Source organism: Avibacterium sp. 20-129, from assembly GCF_026226845.1.
Lineage (GTDB): Bacteria > Pseudomonadota > Gammaproteobacteria > Enterobacterales > Pasteurellaceae > Avibacterium.
The window spans coordinates 314,079-336,705 of record NZ_JAKKOE010000002.1 but is presented as its reverse complement, the minus strand read 5'-3'; the positions used below and the strand labels follow the sequence as shown (position 1 = coordinate 336,705).

The 22,627-nt window shown below is 40.0% G+C and carries 22 protein-coding genes and 1 pseudogene; 8 read left to right on the top strand and 15 right to left on the bottom strand.

Annotated elements, in window-relative coordinates:
• Positions 1–12 precede the first annotated feature (12 nt).
• Genes ybfE through fur form a run of 3 tightly spaced genes read left to right on the top strand, consistent with a single transcriptional unit; the run spans position 13 to position 1,300 of the window.
• Positions 13–300: a LexA regulated protein gene (gene ybfE / locus L5B90_RS09215; protein ID WP_250349765.1), complete on the top strand. Its 288-nt coding sequence runs from the start codon at positions 13–15 to the stop codon at positions 298–300.
• A gap of 2 nt (positions 301–302) precedes the next feature.
• Positions 303–830, top strand: a complete 528-nt coding sequence (gene fldA, locus L5B90_RS09210) for a flavodoxin FldA (RefSeq protein ID WP_115249319.1) — start codon at positions 303–305, stop codon at positions 828–830.
• A gap of 29 nt (positions 831–859) precedes the next feature.
• Positions 860–1,300, top strand: a complete 441-nt coding sequence (gene fur, locus L5B90_RS09205) for a ferric iron uptake transcriptional regulator (protein ID WP_265762722.1) — start codon at positions 860–862, stop codon at positions 1,298–1,300.
• A 59-nt stretch (positions 1,301–1,359) separates the two neighbouring features.
• Here the strand turns inward: fur and ubiG are convergent, their stop codons facing one another.
• A complete protein-coding gene (ubiG, locus tag L5B90_RS09200) occupies positions 1,360–2,070 on the bottom strand; it encodes a bifunctional 2-polyprenyl-6-hydroxyphenol methylase/3-demethylubiquinol 3-O-methyltransferase UbiG (protein ID WP_265762721.1) in 711 nt (236 codons plus the stop codon).
• 221 nt (positions 2,071–2,291) lie between these two features.
• Between ubiG and gyrA the strand changes: the two genes are divergently transcribed.
• From gyrA to L5B90_RS09185, 3 genes and pseudogenes are all read left to right on the top strand, one after another.
• Complete coding sequence (gene gyrA, locus L5B90_RS09195; RefSeq protein WP_265762720.1) at positions 2,292–4,943, top strand: DNA topoisomerase (ATP-hydrolyzing) subunit A; 2,652 nt, start codon at positions 2,292–2,294, stop codon at positions 4,941–4,943.
• A 100-nt stretch (positions 4,944–5,043) separates the two neighbouring features.
• Positions 5,044–5,391: a SirB2 family protein gene (locus L5B90_RS09190; protein WP_265762719.1), complete on the top strand. Its 348-nt coding sequence runs from the start codon at positions 5,044–5,046 to the stop codon at positions 5,389–5,391.
• 275 nt (positions 5,392–5,666) lie between these two features.
• Positions 5,667–6,131, top strand: a pseudogene (locus tag L5B90_RS09185) (hemerythrin domain-containing protein); the annotation flags it as partial.
• 35 nt (positions 6,132–6,166) lie between these two features.
• On the opposite strand, the gene qseC reads toward L5B90_RS09185, so the two are convergent.
• The 4 genes from qseC to L5B90_RS09165 form a co-directional block, all read right to left on the bottom strand.
• Positions 6,167–7,540, bottom strand: coding sequence for a quorum sensing histidine kinase QseC (gene qseC, locus L5B90_RS09180; RefSeq protein WP_265762718.1), 1,374 nt, complete (start codon positions 7,538–7,540; stop codon positions 6,167–6,169).
• Position 7,541: 1 nt separating this feature from the next.
• Positions 7,542–8,207: a response regulator gene (locus L5B90_RS09175; protein WP_250349758.1), complete on the bottom strand. Its 666-nt coding sequence runs from the start codon at positions 8,205–8,207 to the stop codon at positions 7,542–7,544.
• A gap of 19 nt (positions 8,208–8,226) precedes the next feature.
• The gene (tenA, locus tag L5B90_RS09170; protein ID WP_265762717.1) at positions 8,227–8,877 is read right to left on the bottom strand and encodes a thiaminase II; all 651 of its coding nucleotides are present in this window, start codon (positions 8,875–8,877) and stop codon (positions 8,227–8,229) included.
• A gap of 133 nt (positions 8,878–9,010) precedes the next feature.
• A complete protein-coding gene (locus L5B90_RS09165; protein ID WP_265762716.1) occupies positions 9,011–9,544 on the bottom strand; it encodes a YgiW/YdeI family stress tolerance OB fold protein in 534 nt (177 codons plus the stop codon).
• Positions 9,545–9,643: 99 nt separating this feature from the next.
• Here L5B90_RS09165 and L5B90_RS09160 point away from each other — a divergent pair, with 99 nt between their 5' ends.
• Together L5B90_RS09160 and L5B90_RS09155 are read left to right on the top strand one after the other, a co-directional pair.
• Positions 9,644–10,780, top strand: a complete 1,137-nt coding sequence (locus tag L5B90_RS09160) for a pyridoxal phosphate-dependent aminotransferase (protein WP_265762715.1) — start codon at positions 9,644–9,646, stop codon at positions 10,778–10,780.
• 17 nt (positions 10,781–10,797) lie between these two features.
• Positions 10,798–12,093: an L-cysteine desulfidase family protein gene (locus tag L5B90_RS09155; protein WP_265762714.1), complete on the top strand. Its 1,296-nt coding sequence runs from the start codon at positions 10,798–10,800 to the stop codon at positions 12,091–12,093.
• A 50-nt stretch (positions 12,094–12,143) separates the two neighbouring features.
• Here the strand turns inward: L5B90_RS09155 and yciH are convergent, their stop codons facing one another.
• The 10 genes from yciH to L5B90_RS09105 form a co-directional block, all read right to left on the bottom strand.
• The gene (yciH, locus tag L5B90_RS09150) at positions 12,144–12,467 is read right to left on the bottom strand and encodes a stress response translation initiation inhibitor YciH (protein WP_265762713.1); all 324 of its coding nucleotides are present in this window, start codon (positions 12,465–12,467) and stop codon (positions 12,144–12,146) included.
• Between the two features lies 1 nt (position 12,468).
• Entirely contained in the window at positions 12,469–13,164 is a 696-nt protein-coding gene (gene pyrF, locus L5B90_RS09145; protein ID WP_250349752.1) for an orotidine-5'-phosphate decarboxylase, read from the bottom strand.
• 17 nt (positions 13,165–13,181) lie between these two features.
• Complete coding sequence (gene lapB, locus L5B90_RS09140; protein ID WP_250363391.1) at positions 13,182–14,372, bottom strand: lipopolysaccharide assembly protein LapB; 1,191 nt, start codon at positions 14,370–14,372, stop codon at positions 13,182–13,184.
• Positions 14,372–14,668 (bottom strand): LapA family protein, encoded by a 297-nt coding sequence (locus L5B90_RS09135; RefSeq protein ID WP_250349750.1) that lies wholly within the window; start codon positions 14,666–14,668, stop codon positions 14,372–14,374. The genes lapB and L5B90_RS09135 overlap by 1 nt, the downstream gene beginning before the upstream one ends.
• Before the next feature lie 67 nt (positions 14,669–14,735).
• Positions 14,736–15,020, bottom strand: coding sequence for an integration host factor subunit beta (locus L5B90_RS09130; protein WP_250349749.1), 285 nt, complete (start codon positions 15,018–15,020; stop codon positions 14,736–14,738).
• A gap of 66 nt (positions 15,021–15,086) precedes the next feature.
• Positions 15,087–16,730: a 30S ribosomal protein S1 gene (gene rpsA, locus L5B90_RS09125; RefSeq protein ID WP_250349748.1), complete on the bottom strand. Its 1,644-nt coding sequence runs from the start codon at positions 16,728–16,730 to the stop codon at positions 15,087–15,089.
• Between the two features lie 110 nt (positions 16,731–16,840).
• Positions 16,841–17,515 carry a (d)CMP kinase gene (gene cmk, locus L5B90_RS09120; RefSeq protein ID WP_268738984.1) on the bottom strand — a complete coding sequence of 225 codons (675 nt, stop codon included), beginning with the start codon at positions 17,513–17,515 and terminating at the stop codon, positions 16,841–16,843.
• A gap of 103 nt (positions 17,516–17,618) precedes the next feature.
• Positions 17,619–19,388, bottom strand: coding sequence for an assimilatory sulfite reductase (NADPH) hemoprotein subunit (gene cysI, locus L5B90_RS09115; RefSeq protein ID WP_265762712.1), 1,770 nt, complete (start codon positions 19,386–19,388; stop codon positions 17,619–17,621).
• Between the two features lie 18 nt (positions 19,389–19,406).
• Positions 19,407–21,212 carry an assimilatory sulfite reductase (NADPH) flavoprotein subunit gene (locus tag L5B90_RS09110; protein WP_265762762.1) on the bottom strand — a complete coding sequence of 602 codons (1,806 nt, stop codon included), beginning with the start codon at positions 21,210–21,212 and terminating at the stop codon, positions 19,407–19,409.
• 81 nt (positions 21,213–21,293) lie between these two features.
• On the bottom strand, positions 21,294–22,586 hold the full coding sequence (locus L5B90_RS09105; protein ID WP_250363394.1) for a sulfate adenylyltransferase subunit 1: 1,293 nt from the start codon (positions 22,584–22,586) through the stop codon (positions 21,294–21,296).
• Positions 22,587–22,627 lie beyond the last annotated feature (41 nt).

Genomic DNA, 22,627 nt, shown 5'->3' with positions numbered 1-22,627 from the left:
GTGATTTGAAAAATGGCAAAACAAGATGCAGATTGCATAACCTTAGATCTGTTTGCTAACACACCCAAAGTGGGACGCCCAAAAACAAATCCGCTGACCCGAGAACAACAACTCCGTATCAACAAACGTAATCAACTTAGACGGGATAAATCCTGCGGCTTAAAGCGTGTTGAGCTGAAATTGCATACGGATATTGTTCAACAATTGGAAGATTTAGCGTCTGTACAGCGTGTTAGTCGTTCAGAGTTAATCGTAACGATTTTACAAGAATATTTTAAATTTCAAGAAAATAGGAAATAAAAATGGCTATCGTTGGTTTATTTTATGGTAGTGACACGGGCAATACTGAAAACATTGCACGAATGATTCAAAAACAATTAGGCTCAGAAGTGGTAGATATTCGCGATATTGCCAAGAGTACGAAAGAAGATATTGAAGCCTATGACTTTTTAATGATTGGTATCCCAACTTGGTACTATGGTGAAGCCCAATGCGACTGGGACGACTTTTTTCCAACCTTAGAAGAAATTGACTTCACAGATAAATTAGTCGCCATTTTTGGTTGTGGCGACCAAGAAGACTATGCAGAATATTTCTGCGATGCAATGGGAACAGTACGTGATATTATCGAACCAAAAGGTGCGATTATTGTCGGTCATTGGCCAACGGAAGGTTACACTTTTGAAGTTTCACAGGCACTCGTTGATGAAAATACATTTGTAGGTCTATGTATTGATGAAGATCGTCAGCCAGAACTCACTGCTGAACGTGTTGAAAAATGGACAAAACAAGTTTTTGATGAAATGTGTTTAGCTGAGTTAGTTGAGTAACCCACCAAGAGCAAAAGAAAGGAAACATTATGTCTGAAGAAAATATTAAACTTCTTAAAAAAGCAGGGTTAAAAATTACCGAGCCACGCTTAACGATTTTAGCGTTAATGCAAGAACATAGTATGTCACATTTTTCTGCAGAAGATGTTTATAAACTATTGCTTGAACGCGGTGAAGATATTGGCTTAGCAACGGTTTACCGTGTACTTAACCAATTTGATGAAGCAAATATTCTCATTCGCCATAACTTTGAAGGAAATAAATCGGTCTTTGAACTCGCGCCAACAGAGCATCACGATCATATTATTTGCGTGGATTGTGGCAAAGTCTTTGAGTTTAATGACGAGATCATTGAACAACGACAAAAACAAATTAGTGAAGAACACGGTATTAAATTAAAAACACACAGTTTATATCTTTACGGTAAATGTAGTGATATTGATAACTGTGATGAGAAAGAAAAGAAATAATTACTCTTCTAAAAACTAAGCAAAAAATCACCGCACTTTTAAAAGCGTGCGGTGATTTTTTATCGCATTTTAAATGTTGCCATATAATTGGCACTTACGTCCTGATTTAATTTGAATGTTCCCATAAGTGGATTGTAATGATAGCCGACCATATTCACACAATCTAACTCAGCGCGGTCTGTCCAAGCAAGTAATTCAGCGGGTTTAATAAATTTTTCATAATTATGTGTGCCTTTCGGCAACATTTTTAATACATATTCCGCACCAATAATAACCAACGCCCACGCTTTTAAAGTGCGATTAATCGTAGAAAAAAACAATACGCCATTAGGCTTTAACAAGGCTTTGCAGGTATTGATGATCGAACTAGGATCAGGAACGTGTTCCAACATTTCCATACACGTAATCACATCAAATTTTTCTCCGCCAAGTGCGGTGTATTTTTCAAGAAAATTTTCTATGGTGGTCTGTTGATAATCAATACTTAGACCATTTTCTTGTGCGTGTAATTTTGCTACTTCAAGGGGGCCTGTGGTCATATCAATACCGGTAACATTTGCCCCTTGCTTAGCCATTGCTTCAGCTAAAATACCGCCGCCACAACCAACATCTAAAACGTTTTTACCAAATACCCCCCCAGCTTGTTGGCAAATATAATCCAGACGAAACGGATTTAAGCGGTGGATAGGTTTAAAATCCCCTTCTGGATCCCACCAAGTTTTCGCCATTTTTTCAAATTTTTCCAGTTCTTGTTGGTCGATATTTTGCATTAGGTTGTTCTCTTGTTTTTGATTTTTATTATTTTAGCGTAAATTTTCTATCTTTTTTATTCTACGGTAAATTTCTCTTTTCTTTGCTAAGATTATCACACGCTTTGTTTTATGCCCCTTATTATTGCCTAAGTGCGGTAAAAATTCATTACAAAATTAGAGATATTATCGGAATTATGATACAATCCGAGCAATTTTTTATGTAATTAGGGAATATTTCAATGACGAATTTGGTTTCAAACGTTACCCCTGTTAGTATCGAAGAAGAACTTAAATCTTCTTACCTTGATTATGCTATGTCGGTAATCGTCGGCCGTGCGTTACCTGATGTACGAGATGGCTTAAAACCTGTACACCGCCGTGTTTTATATTCAATGGATCAAAGTGGCATTACCCACAGTAAAGCCTATGTGAAATCGGCACGTGTTGTCGGTGATGTGATCGGTAAATATCACCCTCATGGTGACAGTGCGGTTTATGACACCATTGTGCGTATGGCTCAACCTTTCTCATTGCGCTATATGTTGGTAGATGGTCAAGGTAACTTCGGCTCGATAGATGGTGATGCGCCAGCGGCAATGCGTTATACCGAAGTTCGTATGCAAAAAATCACACAGGAATTGCTCACTGATCTTGATAAAGAAACGGTTGATTTCTCACCAAACTATGATGGTAAAGAAATGATTCCTGATGTGCTACCAACCAAAATTCCGGCCTTATTAGTGAATGGTTCCTCAGGGATTGCGGTGGGTATGGCAACAAATATCCCTCCTCATAATTTGGGTGAAGTTTTAGATGGCTGTCTAGCTTACTTGGATAATGAAGCAATTACCATTGATGAGCTTATGCAATTTATTCCGGGGCCTGATTTTCCAACTGCCGCGCTGATCAATGGACGAAAAGGCATTGAAGATGCCTATAAAACAGGACGGGGAAAAGTTTATGTACGTGCCAAAGCCGAAGTTGAAACTTCAGATAAAGGACGTGAAACCATCGTTGTTACAGAAATTCCTTATCAAGTTAATAAAGCAAAACTGGTAGAAAAAATTGCTGAACTTGTACGTGAAAAGAAAATTGAAGGGATCAGTAATGTCCTTGATGTTTCAAATAAAGAAGGGATTCGTCTAGAAATTGAGGTAAAACGTGATGCTGTGGGCGAAGTGGTGTTAAATAACCTCTACGCCCTCACCCAAATGCAAGTGACATTCGGGATCAATATGGTTGCCTTAGATCACGGTCAGCCAAAATTATTTAACTTAAAACAAATTATTGAGGCCTTTGTAAAACACCGCCGTGAAGTGGTAACACGTCGTACAGTGTTTGAATTACGCAAAGCTCGCGAACGTGCGCATATTTTAGAAGGGCTAGCTATTGCCTTAGCTAATATCGATCCCGTTATTGAATTAATTCGTGCCTCTAAAACAGGCGACGAAGCCCGTGAAGCCTTGCTTGCTCGCGGTTGGCAGTTAGGTAACGTAAGCGGAATGTTAGAGGCGGCGGGAATGAATGCCTCTCGCCCTGAAGATCTTGCTCCCGAATTAGGTTTACGTGATGGCGTCTATTATCTTTCTGAAGAACAGGCCCGTGCGATTTTAGATCTACGTTTGCAACGCCTAACCGGCTTAGAACACGAAAAAATTGTCACTGAATATCAGGAAATTTTAGTCGAAATTGGCGAATTATTGCATATTCTAAATAGTACAGAACGCTTAAGAGAAGTGGTTTGTGAAGAACTCGCGCGCATCAAAACAGAATTTAATGATGAACGCCGTACAGAAATTACAACGGCATCAGGTGATATTAATTTAGAAGATCTTATCGCTCAAGAAGATGTGGTGGTTACCCTTTCTCACGAAGGCTATGTCAAATATCAGCCACTTACCGATTACGAAGCACAACGCCGTGGCGGTAAAGGTAAATCAGCAACAAAAATGAAAGAAGAAGATTTCATTGAAAAATTATTGGTTGCGAATACACACGATACAATTCTTTGTTTCTCAAGCCGTGGACGTTTATACTGGCTCAAGGTTTATCAACTACCGCAAGCCAGCCGCGGTGCGCGTGGTCGCCCAATTGTCAATATTCTGCCACTGGATGAAAATGAGCGTATTACCGCAATTTTGCCGATTTCTGCTTATGAAGAAGATAAATTTGTAGTAATGGCAACTGCTGGGGGAATAGTGAAAAAAATCGCCCTTACCGAATTTAGTCGTCCTCGTTCTAACGGGATTATCGCCCTGAACTTACGTGATGAAGATGAACTCATCGGTGTGGATATTACAGACGGTTCAAATGAAATTATGCTGTTCTCTTCGCAAGGTCGCGTGGTGCGTTTTGCAGAAAGTGCTGTTCGCCCAATGGGACGTACAGCCACTGGCGTACGAGGAATTAAATTAGCCCTAACAAACGATCTTTCTGATGATGAAAGTGCGGTGGAAATTGAAGACATTTCTGACGATAATAACGAAGAAACCCTTGATCTCAATATCGACAAAGTGGTTTCGCTAGTTATTCCGAAAAATGAAGGGGCAATCCTCACCGCAACACAAAATGGTTACGGTAAACGTACCGTTTTAGCAGAATATCCAACAAAATCCCGTAATACCAAAGGGGTGATTTCTATCAAGGTCAGTGAGCGTAATGGTAAAGTTGTTGCAGCAACCCAAGTGGAAGAAAATGACCAAATTATGCTGATTACAGATGCTGGAACCTTAGTCAGAACCCGTGTTAGCGAAGTGAGTATAGTTGGACGTAACACCCAAGGCGTGCGTTTAATCCGCACCACAGAAGAAGAACAGGTTGTCAGCCTTGAACGTGTTTGTGATGTTGATGAAGAAGACAACGAAGACACAATAGAAAACACGGAAGAATAAAATAAAGTGGGCTATTGCCCACTTTCTCTTTTCTCAAAGCGGAAACCTTTTTTCACGCTCAATATGTTAAATTAAAAACTATCGTATAGGCTATTCGACAATGATTTTTTACACAATTTACACCCACCTTTTTTGTGCTTTTATTAGCTTAGGACTTTTTGTGATCCGAGCCTTAATGCAATTTGCTGGAAAAGATTGGCGTGCAATAAAATTACTCAAAATTTTACCGCACTTATCAGATACGCTACTTATCGTAAGTGGCGCAATCTTATTATTCACATTAAACGTGGGTTTTCCTTGGTGGATTCTCGCTAAATTTGGATTATTGATTATCTACATTATTTTTGCGGCGAAATTTTTCAAACGTGGCACAACGAATAACCCTATTGCCTTTCTGCTTGCACTCATTTCATTGCTCGGTGCAATCTTACTCGGCTACAACCATTAATCTCATCAAACTCTCAAGCGGTTTGGTTTAGTTTAAACCGCTTTTTCACTTCACCCAGCCTTTCATTCTCTATCATTTAAAGTGCGGTAGAATTTTGTAAAATTTCCCCACCTATTTTGAGTTACAAAACCTGATTTAGATCATAAGCTCACCATTTTTTTTAAAAAGAAGTTGGGATTGCCAACTAAATACCTTAGTATTTTTGTCAGGTTTAATAATCTAAATAAGGTTAAATTATGTCATTAGAAAACAGAATGAAACAAGCAGATGAACAATGGCAAGATGCCAGTTACCAAGAAACGATTTCGCATATTCTATCGCGTTTTCATCAACGTCATCGTGAACAATTACAAGAACTTATTCCTCTTGCAGAGAAAGTTGAAGCGCGCCACGGTGATCTGCCTGATTGCCCAAAAGGTCTGGCTGACGCATTAAAAAATGCCTATGCAGATTTATCTAGCCACATGATGAAAGAAGAACAAATTTTATTCCCGATGATCCAAGCGGGAAATTATATGATGGCAAGAATGCCTATTCAGGTAATGGAATTTGAACACGATGAACATAGTGCGACAATAGAAGTTCTACGATCCCTTACTCACAATATGACGCCACCTGCCGATGCTTGTACCTCTTGGCGTAATCTCTATCAAGGTATTCAAGAATTTTGTGATGATTTACAAGAACATATTCACACAGAAAATAATATCTTATTCCCTCGTGTCTTAAGCGAACAATAGAAATCGTTGCACCTTAATGAAAATTAAGGTGCTTTTCAATGAAATAAAATCTCCACCCAAAAGCCTTTCTCTCCACGTAAATTCTCTGCATTTTTATACCGCACTTGATAATGATGCAGTTGAGCGATGCGTTGTACAATAGATAGCCCCAAACCACTCCCTTTTTCATTTTGTCCCGCTGGGCGATAGAAGCGTTGCCCTAACTTCTCTAAAACATTATCAGGCACGCCTCCGCCATTATCCGCAATAATGAGTTTATCCTGTTGTAAAATAAGGCGGATTTCGCTTCCTTTCGGACAATAAGCAATGGCATTATCAATCAAATTACGTAGCATCAAAGAAAGTAATAATGGCTCACCTTGTTGGGTTCGGGGTGAACTGAGAGGTTCAAAAATTAAGCGAAATCCTGTTTTTTCCACCTCTAAATAACGTTCAGCTACAAACTCAGTGATTAATTTATCCCATTCAATGCGGTTGAGATGTGCCAATTCATTAAGATTATCTAGGCGGGAAAGGGTAAGCAACTGTTCAACTAATTGGCTGGCACGATCGATGCCTAACGTAAGATTTTGCAATGCCTGATTTCGCATTGCTTCATCTTTCCCCGCCATTTGAGCAAGTTCGGTTTGAATACGTAAGGCGGTGAGCGGGCTACGTAATTCGTGGGCTGCATCGGAGGTGAAACGCCGCTCTCTCAATAAACTGCTTGCCGTGCGAGTAAAAAATTGATTTAAATTTTGCACTAATGGCAAGATTTCCTTTGGCACTGGCTCAGTATTTAACGGCTGATCATCATCAGGACGACGCTGGCTGACTTGTTCACTCACTTTGCGCAATATCGCCAATTCACGGCTAATTGCCCAAATAATCACGGCAAGTAGCACAGGCAAGCTAGCAAACCAAATCCACATTTGCCCTAGCACCATTTTTTCGATTAATTCTTGACGATATTCAAGTTCCTGCCCCACGGCAATCATTAATCTGCCTTCCGCCGCTGGTAGCCAAAAAATTCGCCATTTATCGTCATCTCCTTGCAACGTGGTATTGTGAAAGCCTCTTTTCGGCTCATAAATGAAATTGTTGCCATTTTCACTATCACTCAGCAATATTTCACCATCACGATTAAAAATCGCAAAGGCAAGTGCATCGTCATCATAATTTTGTCTTTTGTGAAAGTGCGGTGTTTTTTGTCGATAATATTTTCCCTCTGGGCGAGGGCGTTCAATCAAAATACTTCTTAAATGAGAGGTTGCAAGCCGCTTGGCAAATAAAATTTGTTGTGTATCAAAGACTTCATTTACTTGACTGCGTGCCGCTGACCAAGCAATCGCGGTAGAAATCAGCCAAATAGTACAAGCGAATAGAGAGAGGATCAGAATGAGACGAAGGCGTAAACTACGAGCGTGCATTTTATTCCTCCATCATTCCAAGTGCGTAGCCTACTCCATGCACAGTGCGAATGAAAGGCTTGCCTAATTTTTGGCGTAAATTGTAGATATGCACTTCTAATGCATTACTGCTCACTTCATCATTCCAAGTGTAAAGCTTTTCCTCAATAAAGCTACGAGAAAGTACCCGCTCTTTATTATGCATAAACAGCTCAAGTAACTTATATTCCGTTCCCGTGAGAGAAATCTCTTGGTTGCGTAAAAAGGCTTTATGCTGTCCAAGATCAAGGCTCACGACGCCGTGCTGAAGAAAAGATTGTGCTTGTCCATAACGGCGACGAATTAAGGCTTGCAAGCGTGCCACCACTTCAGCCAAAGCAAAAGGTTTGCCGAGATAATCGTCCGCCCCAAGTTGTAAACCTTCAATCCGTTGTTCCAAGCTATCTCGTGCGGTTAAAATTAGCACTGGCACATCTTGATTTTCCTTGCGCCATTGGTTCAACACCTGCAAGCCATCTTTTTTCGGCAAGGTGAGATCGAGCACCACCGCATCATAAGGGGCATAACGCAAGGCTTGCATACCACTTTCCCCCTCTTTAAACCAATCGACACTAAAACCCGATTTACTCAACCCAATGTTAAGCCCATCACCAATTAAAGGATCATCTTCAATTAATAAAATTCGCATAATTTTAACCGCACTTTACTTAGCTTAAATCCAATCCCATTTGCCAAAAATCAATTTCCATTCGTGTCGCGGTAGTGAAAATATGCTGTAAGCGTTGTTGCTGTTTGCAGGAAAGATCGATAAATAATCCATTTAACATCGTCATAAATTGTTGTGCTGCCTGCTGAAAATCCTCTGCTCCGTAAGTGTCAATCCATTGTTGATAAGGATTGTTTGCCACTGGCGTTTGCTGACTCAGTATTTTGCCTATTTCCGCATAACCTAGCATACAGGGTGCGAGTGCGGTATAAAGCTCAGCCAATCCCCCTTTCATTCCACAATCTAAAACATAACGCGTATAAGCCACACAAGCGGTTGATTCTTGCACTTGATGCAACGTCTCTTCTGAAATGCCCCACGCTTTACAAAAAGCAACGTGTAGCTCAGTTTCTTTCAATAACACCTCATTCGCTTGATGTGCGGTCAAAATTTCAGCAAAATTTTCTGCTTTAAAAATACCTAAAGATAAGGCACGACTATATTGAAATAAATATAAATAATCTTGCTGCAAGTAGTGCTGAAAACATTTTTTAGCCAGTGTTCCCTGACTTAATTGTTGAACAAAAGAATGGTGAATATAATTATCCCAATACGGCTGGCTTTGGGCGATCAAGTTTTCTACGGTAAGCATTTGATTTTCCTTTTTTTTTATATTGAAGTAAATAATGCCATCTTGTCCCATTTACCACATAAACCCAATGAGAGAAAATGTCCCATTGAGTTTAGCCTAAAAAAATAAATTTGCGAATGAAATCTTTTCTCAATTAATGACTTTTAGCGACTTTCATAATGCGATGAACTTCCAGTTCTAATTTTTTATCGGATTTATCCACTTCAACCAAAATTTTTACCTCATCGTTCGGGGTAATGGTTTTACCACGCCACGCACGAGGTTCAATTTCTAGCTCAATTTCTCCGCTCTTATCACGGAATAAAAAATCATCTTTGCTTAGTTGTTTGACAATATGGCCTTGTAAAACAAGATGTTGCTCATCTTCCCAAGACGCTTGTTGGCTAATTTGGCTTATGGGTAAATTATTCATCACGGATTTTTTACCCTTAATTTGAGCTTGCGGATTATTAGGATCAACAAACCCTCCGTGCATTTTATGGGCTTTTTTATGCTTATGGTGATGTTTTTCTTGTGCTTTTTCTCCTTTCTCCGTATTTGACACGGGTTGTACTATCTGTTGCTCTCGTACAGGGGATTGTTCACTCGTTGTTGGCAAATTTTCTGCACTCACCATAAGGCTAGCAGTTGATAATAGTAAAATTGTTGCTAAACTAAGTTTTTTCATTGTTACACTCCTTTCAAATGGCAAGACGGCTGTCTTGCTGGAAAGATTAAAACAAAGAAATATTAAGAGAATCTTAAGATAGGTAAAAAAGGAAAAAGAATGCGTTGTGAAAATATGTCGGCATTTATTGTAATGGATATTGTGCGTGAAGCGGCGAAATACCCGAATGCCATTCATTTTGAAATTGGCCAACCAGATTTACCCCCATCTCCGAAAGTGAAACACGCCTTACAACAAGCCATTACAGACAATCAATTTAGTTATACAGAAAGCCTTGGCTTACCGGCATTGCGTGAAAAAATCAGTGAATTTTATTACCGCACTTATCAAGTGGATATTGCACCACATCGCATTATTCTTACCCCCGGTACAAGTGGTGCATTTCTTGTCGCCTATGCTTTAACGCTTAACCAAGGAGATAAACTAGGGCTAACCGATCCTGCATATCCGTGCTATAAAAATTTTGCTTATATGATGGATATTGAGCCTGAATTTATCCCGGTAGATAAACAAGATTGTTATCAGCTTTCCCCACAACAACTTGTCAATCGCCCAATCAAAGCCTTACAAATTTCCTCGCCAGCTAACCCTACGGGCAATATTTATACCCCTGAACGCCTGCAAGCGCTGAATGAATATTGCATTGCCAATCAAATCGATTTTATTTCCGATGAACTTTACCACGGCTTAGTTTATGATGAACAAGCCGCCACAGCCTTGCAATTTAATCCTGATGCCTATGTAATCAACGGATTTTCTAAGTATTTTTGTATGCCGGGAATGCGTTTAGGTTGGCTTATTGTGCCAGAAGCAAAAGCCCGAGAAGCAGAAATTGTGGCACAAAATATTTTTATTTCAGCCCCCACATTAAGCCAATACGCCGCATTAGAAGCCTTTGATGATGACTATCTAAACCAAATTAAAGCCAAGTTTAAACAACGCCGAGATTTTCTTTATGAAGAACTAAAACAACTGTTTAACATTGAATTCAAACCGCAAGGCGCATTTTATCTTTGGGCAGATGTTTCTGCTTACACCCAAGATAGCTATGAATTTGCCAAAAAAATGCTGGCTGAAATTCAAGTTGCGGCAACTCCCGGGATTGATTTTGGTGAAAATGGCACAAAGCACTACTTACGTTTTGCTTATACCAGAGATATTGAACATTTGCGCAAAGGGGTTGAGCGAATAAAGCGGTGGCTTACTAAACAGACTAATCACACAACAGCAAAATAAAAAGAATAAGGAATAGTATGAATTTTCAAGCAGATACAGAACAAGCTCTGTTGGATATCGTAAAGCAAGAAGTCGTGCCAGCGTTAGGATGTACCGAGCCGATTTCCCTTGCATTAGCCGCTGCCACGGCACGACAATATTTAAATGCAATACCAGAGCGTATTGAAGCAAAAGTTTCGCCTAATTTGATGAAAAATGGAATGGGTGTCACCGTACCCGGTACGGGAACCTTAGGGCTAACAATGGCGGCTGCGATTGGAGCAATTGGTGGTGATCCTAATGCAGGATTGCAAGTTCTAAAAAATATCACCACGGAACAAACTGAGCAAGCGAAAAAAATGATTCAAGAAGACAAGGTTTCTGTTTCTATTTTTGAAACGGAGCATATTTTGTATTCTGAGGCAACGTTATATCATCAGCAGGACAAAGTGAGTGTTCGCATTGCTGCACACCATACCAATGTCATTTACATTGCCAAAAATGATCAGCTGATTTTCACCAAACCTTGCGCCGTAGAAAGTGATAATTTATACGAAATTTTCACCGCACTTTCTGCGAAAGCCATTTTTGATTTTTCCATTCAAGTGGAGCTTGCCAAGATTAAATTTATTGATGAGGCAGAAAGGCTAAACTCTGCCCTTTCACAAGAGGGCTTGCGGCAAGATTATGGTTTGCATATTGGACGTACGTTACAAAAACAAATTGCTGCGGGATTGCTCGGTAATGATTTAATGAACCGCATTATCATCGAAACAACGGCTGCTTCTGATGCTAGAATGGGTGGCGCCAATTTGCCCGCAATGAGCAATTCTGGTTCAGGTAATCAAGGCATCGCTGCAACAATGCCTGTTGTGGTAGTGGCAAAACATATTAACGCTTCAGATGAGCAACTTACTCGCGCATTATTTCTTTCCCACCTTATGGCAATTTATATTCATAGCAAATTACCAAAACTTTCCGCATTATGTGCTGCAACCACTGCTGCAATGGGAAGTTGTGCTGGCATTGCTTGGCTACTTACGGGCAAATTTGAAACCGTGAGTATGGCAATTAGCAGTATGATCGGTGATATTAGCGGCATTATCTGCGATGGCGCAGCAAATAGCTGTGCAATGAAAGTATCCACCAGTGTAACCTCAAGTTATAAAGCCGTACTAATGGCATTAGATAATATGCAAGTAACAGGCAATGAAGGCATTGTAGAACATTGTATCGATCGCTCTATCAATAATCTTTGCAATATTGCTTCACGCAGTATGCAATATACCGACCGCCAAGTAATTGAAATTATGGTGAGCAAACCCAAAAAATAAAATAGAATAAATAAGCTTATTTAATGAATGGCAATATAAGAGGGGGAATATTATCCCCCTGCTAGCTTAACCTTAAAACCTTTTTGTTCTAATAATTGTTTGAGTAACTCTCGTTTTTCGCCTTGGATTTCAATCAAGCCATTTTTCACAGAGCCACCACAACCACAACGTTTTTTCAGTTCTGCAGCTAATTTTTTCAATTCATCATCGGGCAAGTCTAGACCTTTTATTACGCTAACGCCACTCCCCTTTCTTCCACTCACTTGGCGTTCAATGCGAATAATGCCATCACCTTTAGGGCGAACAGGCTGTTGGCTTTTTTCTTTTTTGATTCTGCCTATTTCCGTAGAGTAAACTAAAGTACTTTCTGACATATTAGCCCTCAATAGACGCATTGATTGCACGCAATACTTCTGCTGGATTTTCAGCTTGAGTAATTGGACGGCCGATAACCAAATAATCAGAACCCGCTTGAATTGCCGCTGCTGGTGTCATTACACGACGTTGATCACCAAAGTCTGCGCCAATAGGACGAATACCTGGGGTGATCAGTTTGAAATCGCTACCACAATGTGCGCGTAAAATTTCGACTTCTTGTGGTGAACATACTACACCATCAAGTCCTGCACGTTGAGTTAAATGAGCGAGACGAATCACTTGCTCCATTGGTGAGGCATTAATGCCAATTTGCAGCAGATCGAGATCTTCCATACTCGTTAGCACAGTAACGCCAATTAAAATTGGCGCATCTTTTCCATAAGGCACAAGAATATTTTTGGCTTCTTCCATCATTCGCAAGCCACCACTGGCGTGTAAATCCACCATCCATACGCCTAAATCTGCCGCAGAACGCACGGCTCTTGCCACCGTGTTAGGAATATCATGAAACTTGAGATCAAGAAAAACGTCAAAATTACGGCTATGTAACTGTTTAACAAAATTTGTGCCTAGTGTAGTAAACATTTCTTTGCCTACTTTTAAGCGACATTGACTTGGATCAAGCTGATCCACCAAAGCAAGGGCTTGTTCTTCTTTTTCATAATCTAAGGCAACAATGACTTTACTGCTCATTTTCTCTTCCTCGTTAGTTAATGATATTCAATATCTGGCGTGGGTTTGATGGTTTCCCATTGGCGACAAGAAGGGCAGCACCAGATGAGTTTATTGGTTTGATAACCACAATTCGTACAGCGATAATCAAAACCTTGTTTAATCCGCTCACCAACCATTTTTGAGAGTAAAATGAGGCTCTCTTTACCCCGCCCTTCTTCTGCACTTTCAATTTGATATTGGATAAAGCGATGAAAAACAATGGTTGTTGGGTTTTGATTAAGCTGTTGATAAAGTTTGGCTTGCGCAGCCACAAGGCCATCTTTTTCTGCAATAAAATCCGCTAAGGCAAGATCAACAGCGCTACTTTTGCCTACTTGGCTTGCTTTAATAAGAAAAAGCTCAAAATTATCTTGTTGATGTAATTCTTCATAGCAATATTTTAAGGCGGATAATGCCTCACTAATATAAGCGGGATTTTGCTGTAAAATATTTTCTAAATTTTTTACCGCACTTTGGTAATCCAGTTGCAAGATTTCATTTTGAGCCAATAATAGCGAGGCTCGGATACAATTTGGATAGACGGTTAATGCACGCTGTAAAAGCGCGGTGGTTATTTTTCTTTGTTCTGAATCTAGGCTCTGAGCATATTCACAATAGTAATGCGCCAAAGGGATAGGATCAAAGTGCGGTGAAATTTTGGCAAGTTTTTCTGCGACATTAATGGCTTTTTTCCATTCTTTCATTTTTTGATAAATCACCGCTAACTGCTGTAAGGCATTTTCAGCAAAATCGGGTTCATCGACTAAAAGAATATACAATGCTTCAGCACGATCAAAAAAACCAACCGTCATAAAATCCCGTGCAAGCTGTTGTTTGGCGAGAAGTTTTTGTTCAAAGCTATAATTTGGACTACGATCTAGGGCTTGGTGGATTCGCAATGCACGATCTACTTCACCACGAGAACGGAATAAGTTTCCTAATGTGAGTTCCGCTTCAAATTGCGAACTTTGTTCAATTTCATTTTCTTGCTCTTGTTTTTGTAAAATACCTAAAAACAAATCAACTGCTTTTTCTTGCTGATTAGAGAGAAGCAAATTCACCCCCGTTACATAATCACGGGATAATTTATTCGTGATGTCTTCCTGATCCTTTTTCGCACTACGATGCCCCATATACCATCCATAAGCTGCGGCAATAGGAAGCAGTAGAAAAAGCAGCTCGAGCATTATTGTGCAGCCTTATCTCGGCTTGAAGTTAATTCAGTAATTTGTGAGGAAAGGCGTTTTACCTTGCGTGCTAATCCCATATTTTTTAATTTTAATTTGAGATAAAAAAAGCCAGTAATAAACCAACCTAAAAGCAAGCCAAAACCAAATAAGATAGCCACTAAAGTAGAAAGCTGTAGTTCACTTTGAGCAACAATATAATTAAAGGTAATGAGTTGATCATTATTCGCCCCAATGGTGATGGCGACAAGTACAACGGCGAGTAAAATAATAAAACCGAAAATATACTTAATCATTACGCACTCCAAAAGATTTAAATAAATACAAAAAACGACACAAAGGTGCCGTTTAGTTAGCTGACTATTATGCTTGAATATCTACACGCATTCTAAGATCTTTACCAGCTTTAAAGTGCGGTACAGATTTCGCATCTAATTCAACTTTAGCACCCGTTTTAGGGTTACGCCCTACACGAGGCTGACGGAAATGTAGTGAAAAACTGCCAAAACCACGAACTTCAACACGCTCTCCATTTTCTAAGGTCTGCGCAATTTGCTCTAAAATCTCTTTTACTGCATTTTCTACCTCTTTAACTGAAATAGAAGGATGCTGTTGAACTAATGCTTCAATGAGTTCTGATTTAGTCATAATATTCTCCTAACTATCAATAAGTTAGCGTGAGTTTCCTCACGCCAACTTTAAAGGGAACTAAAATTATTCACCTTTAGCTGCTTTGAATGCTTCAGCCATTGCATTTGGAATAACCACTTCTTCTTTATTCACATTTGCAACTGCTGCCGCTTCTTCAGCTTGATCTTTCGCTTTCACAGATAAGTGAACTAAACGAGCTTTACGATCTACACCGGTGTATTTCGCTTCAACAACATCACCTTCAGCAACTTCGCTTGTTAAATCAGCAGCACGGATGTAACCTTCAACACCGCCGTCTAACTCAACTTTAGCGCCTTTTGCATCTGCTTCAACAACTTTAGCACTTACGATAGCGCCTTTTTTGTTTGCTGCGATGAAGTTATTGAATGGATCATCTTCAAGTTGTTTGATACCTAAAGAGATACGCTCTTTTGCTGAATCCACTTGTAATACTACTGCAGAAACTTCATCACCTTTTTTGTAGTTACGAACAGCTTCTTCACCCGGAACATTCCAAGAAATGTCAGATAAGTGAACTAAGCCATCAATCCCCCCTTCAAGACCGATGAAGATACCGAAGTCAGTAATTGACTTAATTTTACCTGTAACTTTATCGCCTTTGTTGTGAGTGTCAGCAAATTGTAACCACGGGTTAGGTTTACATTGTTTTAAACCTAAAGAAATACGACGACGTTCTTCGTCAATTTCTAATACCATTACCTCAACAGTATCACCTAAGCTAACCACTTTAGATGGGTGAATGTTTTTGTTTGTCCAATCCATTTCAGAAACGTGAACTAAGCCTTCAACGCCTTCTAAAATTTCAACGAAACAACCATAGTCTGTTAAGTTAGTCACTTTACCAGTTAATTTGCTACCAACTGGGTGATTTTCTGCGATAGCAACCCAAGGATCTTGACCTAATTGTTTTAAGCCTAAAGATACACGAGTACGATCTTTATCGAATTTTAATACTTTAACTGTGATTTCATCACCCACATTCACGATTTCGCTTGGGTGTTTAACGCGTTTCCAAGCCATATCTGTGATGTGTAATAAACCATCAACGCCACCTAAATCAACGAATGCGCCGTAGTCAGTTAAGTTTTTAACTGTACCTTTAACTTCAGCGCCTTCAGCAAGGTTAGCTAAGATTTCTTCACGATCTTGACTGTTTTCTGATTCAATAACAGCACGACGAGAAACCACAACGTTGTTACGTTTTTGATCTAATTTGATTACTTTGAATTCTAATTCTTTACCTTCAAGATGTAAGGTATCACGCACTGGACGAGTATCTACTAATGACCCCGGTAAGAATGCACGAACACCGTTTAACTCAACTGTGAAACCACCTTTCACTTTACCGTTGATTAAACCGATAACTGTTGCTTGTTCTTCATAGGCTTTTTCTAATTCAATCCAAGATTCGTGACGTACTGCTTTTTCACGAGATAATTTAGTTTCACCGAAACCATCTTCCACAGCGTCTAACGCAACGTTTACCACGTCGCCAACTTTAACGTCTAATTCACCTTGTGCATTTTGGAATTCTTCAGCTGGGATACGCGCTTCAGATTTTAAACCTGCATCGACATATACGAAGCCTTTTTCAATAGCAACAACTGTACCGTTAACGATTGAACCTAAACGAGTTTCAAGGTCTTTTAATGATTCTTCAAAGAGTTGAGCAAAAGATTCTGACATAATTAATCTTCTAAATTTAGTTAATAACGTCCACTTTATATCCATAAAAAGTGGGGCTGATAATAAATGTTTATCCATCCTTGAATAAACTGATGAAAATAATTTAAGCCTTAGAGACTAACCTTCTGACGAATATAATCAAGTGCTTGGGCTATTACCGCCTCAATACTTAATTCCGTGCTATCTAATAGCAATGCATCATCCGCAGGTTTAAGTGGCGCAACAGGACGATTTCTATCGCGAAAATCACGCTCTTTTATCTCGGCTAAAATCTGTGCAAAGTTACCACTAATTCCTTTATTTTGCAACTGTTTATAGCGTCTTTTCGCTCTTTCTTCGACACTTGCATCTAAAAATAACTTGACTTGTGCCTGAGGGAAAACCACCGTCCCCATATCTCGCCCGTCTGCGATAAGCCCTTTCTCCGTCGCAAAGCTTTGTTGTAACTGCAATAATGCTTGGCGCACTTGTGGAAACACCGCCACTTTTGAAGCCGCATCAGCCACTTCTTGAGTGCGAATTTGTCCACTCACATTTTCCCCTTCTAAGATAATTTTCACTTCATTATCTTCAGGTAAAAATGCCACATCTAAATGACGTGCTAAATTTGCCAACGCCATTTCATCATCTAACGACACTTGCTTTTTCAACGCCGCCAATGCCGTAACACGATAAATAGCTCCGCTATCTAACAAGGCAAAACCTAATTGCTGTGCCAGCGCATAACATAACGTGCCTTTACCCGCGCCACTTGGGCCATCGACGGTGATAATAATATTGTGCATAATTATCCTTATTTATCTTCTCATTTATGAAACTAAGCATAGCATAATTACCGTATTTTATCACCGCTATAGATCAAAGTGCGGTCAAAAATTTTCTTATTTTTTAAGACACTTGAGTCACGTCAATCGCATTTGCATTCCAAAAATCGACTGGGGCATTTAGAACAGGACGAACGACGCCAACACGAATAACAAAATCACCAAAACTTTCTTCGCTATTACGTTCAGTTGCCCAATAGCCAATCAGTCGATCAATTTCTGTCAAAATATCATCAAGGGTTTGATTTTCTTGATAAAGGCGAGGAATACGATAACCTTCACGATCTCCACCAAGATGAAGGTTATAACGCCCTACCGCTTTCCCGACTAAACCAATTTCAGCAAGCATTGCACGTCCGCAACCATTTGGACAGCCTGTAATACGAGTCACAATATATTCTTCAGGAATACCGTGCTTAGCCAAACTTTTTTCAATTTCAGTCGTAAAATCAGGTAGAATACGTTCAGCTTCTGCCATTGCTAATGGGCAAGTAGGAAAAGCCACACAAGACATTGAATATTCACGTTGTTTGGTAATTTTTTCCATTAATCCATACTGGCGAGCAATCGCTTCTATACGCGCTTTTTCCTCTTCTGGCACGCCTGCAATAATAATATTTTGATTTGCTGTAATACGAAAATCGCCCTGATGGATTTTGGCAATTTCCAGCATTCCTGTCATTAATGGTCGCTTAGGATCGTTATCTGTAATTCGCCCACTTTCAATAAATAAGGTTAAATGCCATTTATTATCAATGCCCTTTACCCAACCAATACGATCACCTCGCTCAGTAAATTGGTAAGGACGAATCGGTGCAAAAGCAAATCCCATACGGCGTTCAACTTCTGCTTTAAACCCTTCTAGCCCCATTGCTTGAATGGTATAACGCGTACGTGCATGTTTACGATCTGCACGATTACCGAAATCTCGTTGTGTGGTGACAATCGCCTCAGCGGCTATAAGGGTTTGCTCAAGGGGAATATACCCCAGTTCTAATGCCACGTGGGGATAGGTTGTTGTATTACCGTGCTCCATTGATAAGCCACCGCCCACTAAGACATTAAAGCCCGCTAGTTCTCCATTATCGCCTTTAATGGCAACAAAATTCATATCATTACCAAACACATCGACATCATTAAGCGGTGGGATAGAAACGGTGGTTTTATATTTACGTGGTAAGTAAGTTTTCCCTAAAATCGGTTCCTCTTCTGGTTCAAGTAAGTTTTCCGAACTCATCGCCTTCTTCCCGTCAATCCACACATCTAAATACCCTCGTGTACGAGGCAATAAATGCTCAGAAATTTTCTTTGCCCATTCATAAGCTTGCTGATGAAGCTCACTTTCAATTGGATTTGAAGTACATAACACATTACGGTTCATATCAGAGGCTGTTGCAATTGAATCTAAGCCAATGCGATGTAATAAACGATGCATATCCTGTAATTTTGTTTTCGGCACACCGTGATATTGGAAAGTTTGTCGATTAGTTAAACGAATTGAACGATAGTAACTATTTTCCCGTGCGAATTTGTCAATTTCGATCCACTGAAACGGCTTAATGATCCCTCCCGGTAAACGACAACGTAGCAGCATAAACTTGCGAGGCTCTAATTTTTGAGCCAAGCGCTCAGCGCGAATATCGCGATCATCTTGTTCATACATACCGTGAAAGCGAATAAGCTGAAAATTGTCGCCATTGAAGCCGCCGGTTAAACCATCATTTAAGTCTTCTAAAATCGTACCGCGTAAAAAATTGCTTTCTTCTTTCAGGCGCTCATTATCCGAAAGTGGTTGTGCTTTCCATTCTAAGCCTTTTTGTATGTTGTCTGTCATTTCCATCACTCCTCAATCTTAATACACATCACGTTGGTAGCGTTTTTCTTCGCGTAATCCATCTAAATACTCTTCGGCTTCATCAGCAGTCAATTTACCTTGCGTCGCAATCACCTCTAAGAGCGCTTGATTCACATCTTTTGCCATTTTAGTCGCATCACCACACACATAAATATATGCCCCTTCTTGTAACCATCGCCATATTTCTTCGCCATTTTCTTGAATCTTATCTTGCACATAGATTTTTTGTGCTTGATCCCGTGACCACGCGAAGCTGTATTTATGCAAGAAGCCTTCCTTGGCAAATTGTTGCCATTCGGTTTGATACAAAAAATCGAGGGCAAAATGCGGATTACCAAAAATAAGCCAATTTCGCCCTTCGGCATTTTCCGCCGCTCGCTGCTGAACAAAAGCGCGAAATGGTGCAATTCCAGTGCCAGATCCGATCATAATAATGGGGCTTTTTGGATCCTGTGGTAAACGGAAATGATCGTTTTTCTCGATAAAGACTCTGACCCGTCCATCTTCTTCTACACGATCGGCTAAATAGCTTGATGCGCCGCCAGCACGAGCTTTGCCTTGATAGTCATACCGCACAACGCCTACTGTTAAATGCACCTCTTCCCCTACTTCAGCTGCACTTGATGAAATGGAATACAAACGTGGTGTTAGTGGTCGGAATAAACTCGCTAATTGTTCAGCGGTTAGTTTGGTAGGAAATTGATGTAACACATCAACGATCGGCGTTTGTGCCACAAATTGGTGGCATTTTTCAACATCTTGCACGATCTCATTTAATAGATCATTTTTCGCCAATATGGCATAAGACTTCACAAAAGCCACATTATTTTGCGTTAATTCCAGCTCAGATTGAAGTGCGGTGAAAATTGATAACGTTTTTTCTTTTAATGTCACTTCTGCATCGCCCTCAACGCCAACGGCAGCTAAGATTTCTGCAACCAAATCAGGATCATTTTCAAAATAAACACCAAGTGCATCACCCGCTTGATAGTCCAACCCTGAACCAGACAGGTCAAGCTCTAAATGTCTAACATCCTTCGCAGAACGACTATCCGTTAAGCGTTGATTCGTTATTAAGGAAGCACTAAACGGGTTTTCTTTATTAAATGGTGATATTGAAGTCAGTGCAGCTTTTTTATGTTCTTGAATAGACCCCCCTTGAGTTTGGGGCTGTTGATTTATAACGTTTTCTTTAATGGCATTGGTAATATTATTCACCCACTCTTCAGCAACAGATTTAAAATCCAAATCCGCATCAACACGACTTAGCAAACGCTCTGCCCCTAAATTTGCAAAAGCGTGATCAAAATCTTTTCCAGCTTGACAAAAATGCGGGTATGAACTGTCCCCCAAGCTCAACACGGCAAATTTTATTCCCGTTAATTTCGGGGCTTTTTTACCTTGCAATAATTTCAATAACAATACGCCTTCTTCTGGCGGTTCGCCTTCACCTTGTGTAGAGGTCACCAAAATAACCACCTTTTCTTGTGCAATATTTTTCGCTTTGTAGTCAGCCAGTGATTTACGAGAAACTGCAATGCCTTCACTTTGTAGGCGTGTCGCAAGTTGATCAGCCACCGATTTAGCATTGCCTGTTTGCGAAGCTGACAGTACGCTCACCTCAAGAATGGTATTGGGCGCAGAAAAAGTGGGGGGAAAACCCACCGCACTTTCCATTGCCGCCCCGTTCACCTCTTGTGATTTCGCCCACGCATAGCCAGACAGCCAAGCCAGTTGAATATTGTTTAAACCTGAAAGTGTCTGTAACACTTCAGGGCTAAGTGGTAAAGTGATATTTGCCATCATTCCCCCCAATAATAAAAATAAAATACACTTTCTACACGGTTTGCTTATCAGCACAGGGTTTAAAAGTGCAGTCGTTTTTTAATGATTTTCTAAAATCATTCCGCCCGCAACCGTGTGATAGGTAACCTCATCAATTAAAATAAATGCACCCGTGGCTTTATTTTGTTCGTAGGTACTGGCAGTTATCGGTTGCTGTAAACGAAGACGTACTTGGGCAATATCATTCATTTGGATCTGTGTTGCATCACTATTATTCAGCAAGGTTTTTAAATCCAAAATTTGCTCAATCTCATTCACTTTAGCAAAAACCGTTTGTGTTCCCTGCTTAAGCAAATATTTACGCGCAGGATTAAGAGGCGTTTGGTCAAACCAGCAAAGTGTCGCCGTTAAGGTAGTTGTTGGAGCCAATGATGAATTAAGGGCTAAAAAGGTATCGCCACGAGAAATATCAATATCATCAGCAAGACGAAGTGTAACTTGTTCCCCCTCACTGGCTTGTGATACCAAGCCATTTGGTGAATAAATTTCAGCAATATGGCTTTGTAATCCATTTGGTTCAATTCTCACCGGATCACCCTGTTGAATGTTTCCCGCTTCAATACGCCCTTGATAGCCACGAAAATCATCTGCTTTATCGGGATCTAAACGTAAAACAAATTGAACCGGAAAATGAAATGTATCCTTTTTTTCTGAACGCGTATCATCAGTGGGTAAATTTTCTAATATCGTTAAAAGTGGCTCACCTTGATACCAAGGGGTACGTTCACTTTTATGCACAATATTGTCTCCCTGTAAAGCGGAGACGGGAACAAATTGCACTTCTGGTAATGCAAGCTGCTGCGCTAACCTACTATAAGCATTGATGATCGCGTTGAACTTCTCTTGAGAGAAATCCAATAAATCCATTTTATTTACGGCGACTAAAATATGCGGGCAACGCAAATGTTTTAAAATCGCAGAATGGCGTTTTGTTTGCGGCAGCAGCTCCACATTCTCTTGTGAAAAATCAAGCTGTGTCGCATCAATCAATACCACTGCGGCATTCGCTGTTGAAGCGCCCGTGACCATATTACGGGTATATTGTTCGTGTCCCGGTGTATCCGCAATAATAAATTTTCGTTTTGCGGTAGAAAAATAACGATACGCAACATCAATCGTAATGCCTTGCTCACGTTCGGCTTCAAGCCCATCAGTTAAAATGGAAAAATCGATCGCTTCCCCGTTTCGTTTAGATTGGTTTAGGCTTAAAAGCTGATCACTTAATAATGCTTTGCTGTCATAAAGTAAGCGTCCAATTAAAGTACTTTTACCATCATCAACACTGCCTGCTGTGATAAAACGTAACGGTGCATATTGGGTTAATTGGCTCATAGTTATTCCTTCTTTCTCTATCTTTTCTGAAATGCTGTTTG

What these genes read in the sequence shown, in the direction of transcription:
- L5B90_RS09190 (WP_265762719.1), top strand. Translation starts at nt 5,044, where the DNA reads ATGATTTTTTACACAATTTACACCCACCTTTTTTGTGCTTTTATTAGC.
- ubiG (WP_265762721.1), bottom strand. Translation starts at nt 2,070, where the DNA reads ATGCAAAATATCGACCAACAAGAACTGGAAAAATTTGAAAAAATGGCG.
- L5B90_RS09110 (WP_265762762.1), bottom strand. Translation starts at nt 21,212, where the DNA reads ATGGCAAATATCACTTTACCACTTAGCCCTGAAGTGTTACAGACACTT.
- yciH (WP_265762713.1), bottom strand. Translation starts at nt 12,467, where the DNA reads ATGTCAGAAAGTACTTTAGTTTACTCTACGGAAATAGGCAGAATCAAA.
- lapB (WP_250363391.1), bottom strand. Translation starts at nt 14,372, where the DNA reads ATGCTCGAGCTGCTTTTTCTACTGCTTCCTATTGCCGCAGCTTATGGA.
- L5B90_RS09160 (WP_265762715.1), top strand. Translation starts at nt 9,644, where the DNA reads ATGCGTTGTGAAAATATGTCGGCATTTATTGTAATGGATATTGTGCGT.
- L5B90_RS09130 (WP_250349749.1), bottom strand. Translation starts at nt 15,020, where the DNA reads ATGACTAAATCAGAACTCATTGAAGCATTAGTTCAACAGCATCCTTCT.
- fldA (WP_115249319.1), top strand. Translation starts at nt 303, where the DNA reads ATGGCTATCGTTGGTTTATTTTATGGTAGTGACACGGGCAATACTGAA.
- cysI (WP_265762712.1), bottom strand. Translation starts at nt 19,388, where the DNA reads ATGACAGACAACATACAAAAAGGCTTAGAATGGAAAGCACAACCACTT.
- L5B90_RS09175 (WP_250349758.1), bottom strand. Translation starts at nt 8,207, where the DNA reads ATGCGAATTTTATTAATTGAAGATGATCCTTTAATTGGTGATGGGCTT.
- gyrA (WP_265762720.1), top strand. Translation starts at nt 2,292, where the DNA reads ATGACGAATTTGGTTTCAAACGTTACCCCTGTTAGTATCGAAGAAGAA.
- cmk (WP_268738984.1), bottom strand. Translation starts at nt 17,515, where the DNA reads ATGCACAATATTATTATCACCGTCGATGGCCCAAGTGGCGCGGGTAAA.
- tenA (WP_265762717.1), bottom strand. Translation starts at nt 8,877, where the DNA reads ATGCTTACCGTAGAAAACTTGATCGCCCAAAGCCAGCCGTATTGGGAT.
- L5B90_RS09165 (WP_265762716.1), bottom strand. Translation starts at nt 9,544, where the DNA reads ATGAAAAAACTTAGTTTAGCAACAATTTTACTATTATCAACTGCTAGC.
- fur (WP_265762722.1), top strand. Translation starts at nt 860, where the DNA reads ATGTCTGAAGAAAATATTAAACTTCTTAAAAAAGCAGGGTTAAAAATT.
- rpsA (WP_250349748.1), bottom strand. Translation starts at nt 16,730, where the DNA reads ATGTCAGAATCTTTTGCTCAACTCTTTGAAGAATCATTAAAAGACCTT.
- L5B90_RS09135 (WP_250349750.1), bottom strand. Translation starts at nt 14,668, where the DNA reads ATGATTAAGTATATTTTCGGTTTTATTATTTTACTCGCCGTTGTACTT.
- L5B90_RS09155 (WP_265762714.1), top strand. Translation starts at nt 10,798, where the DNA reads ATGAATTTTCAAGCAGATACAGAACAAGCTCTGTTGGATATCGTAAAG.
- qseC (WP_265762718.1), bottom strand. Translation starts at nt 7,540, where the DNA reads ATGCACGCTCGTAGTTTACGCCTTCGTCTCATTCTGATCCTCTCTCTA.
- pyrF (WP_250349752.1), bottom strand. Translation starts at nt 13,164, where the DNA reads ATGAGCAGTAAAGTCATTGTTGCCTTAGATTATGAAAAAGAAGAACAA.
- ybfE (WP_250349765.1), top strand. Translation starts at nt 13, where the DNA reads ATGGCAAAACAAGATGCAGATTGCATAACCTTAGATCTGTTTGCTAAC.
- L5B90_RS09105 (WP_250363394.1), bottom strand. Translation starts at nt 22,586, where the DNA reads ATGAGCCAATTAACCCAATATGCACCGTTACGTTTTATCACAGCAGGC.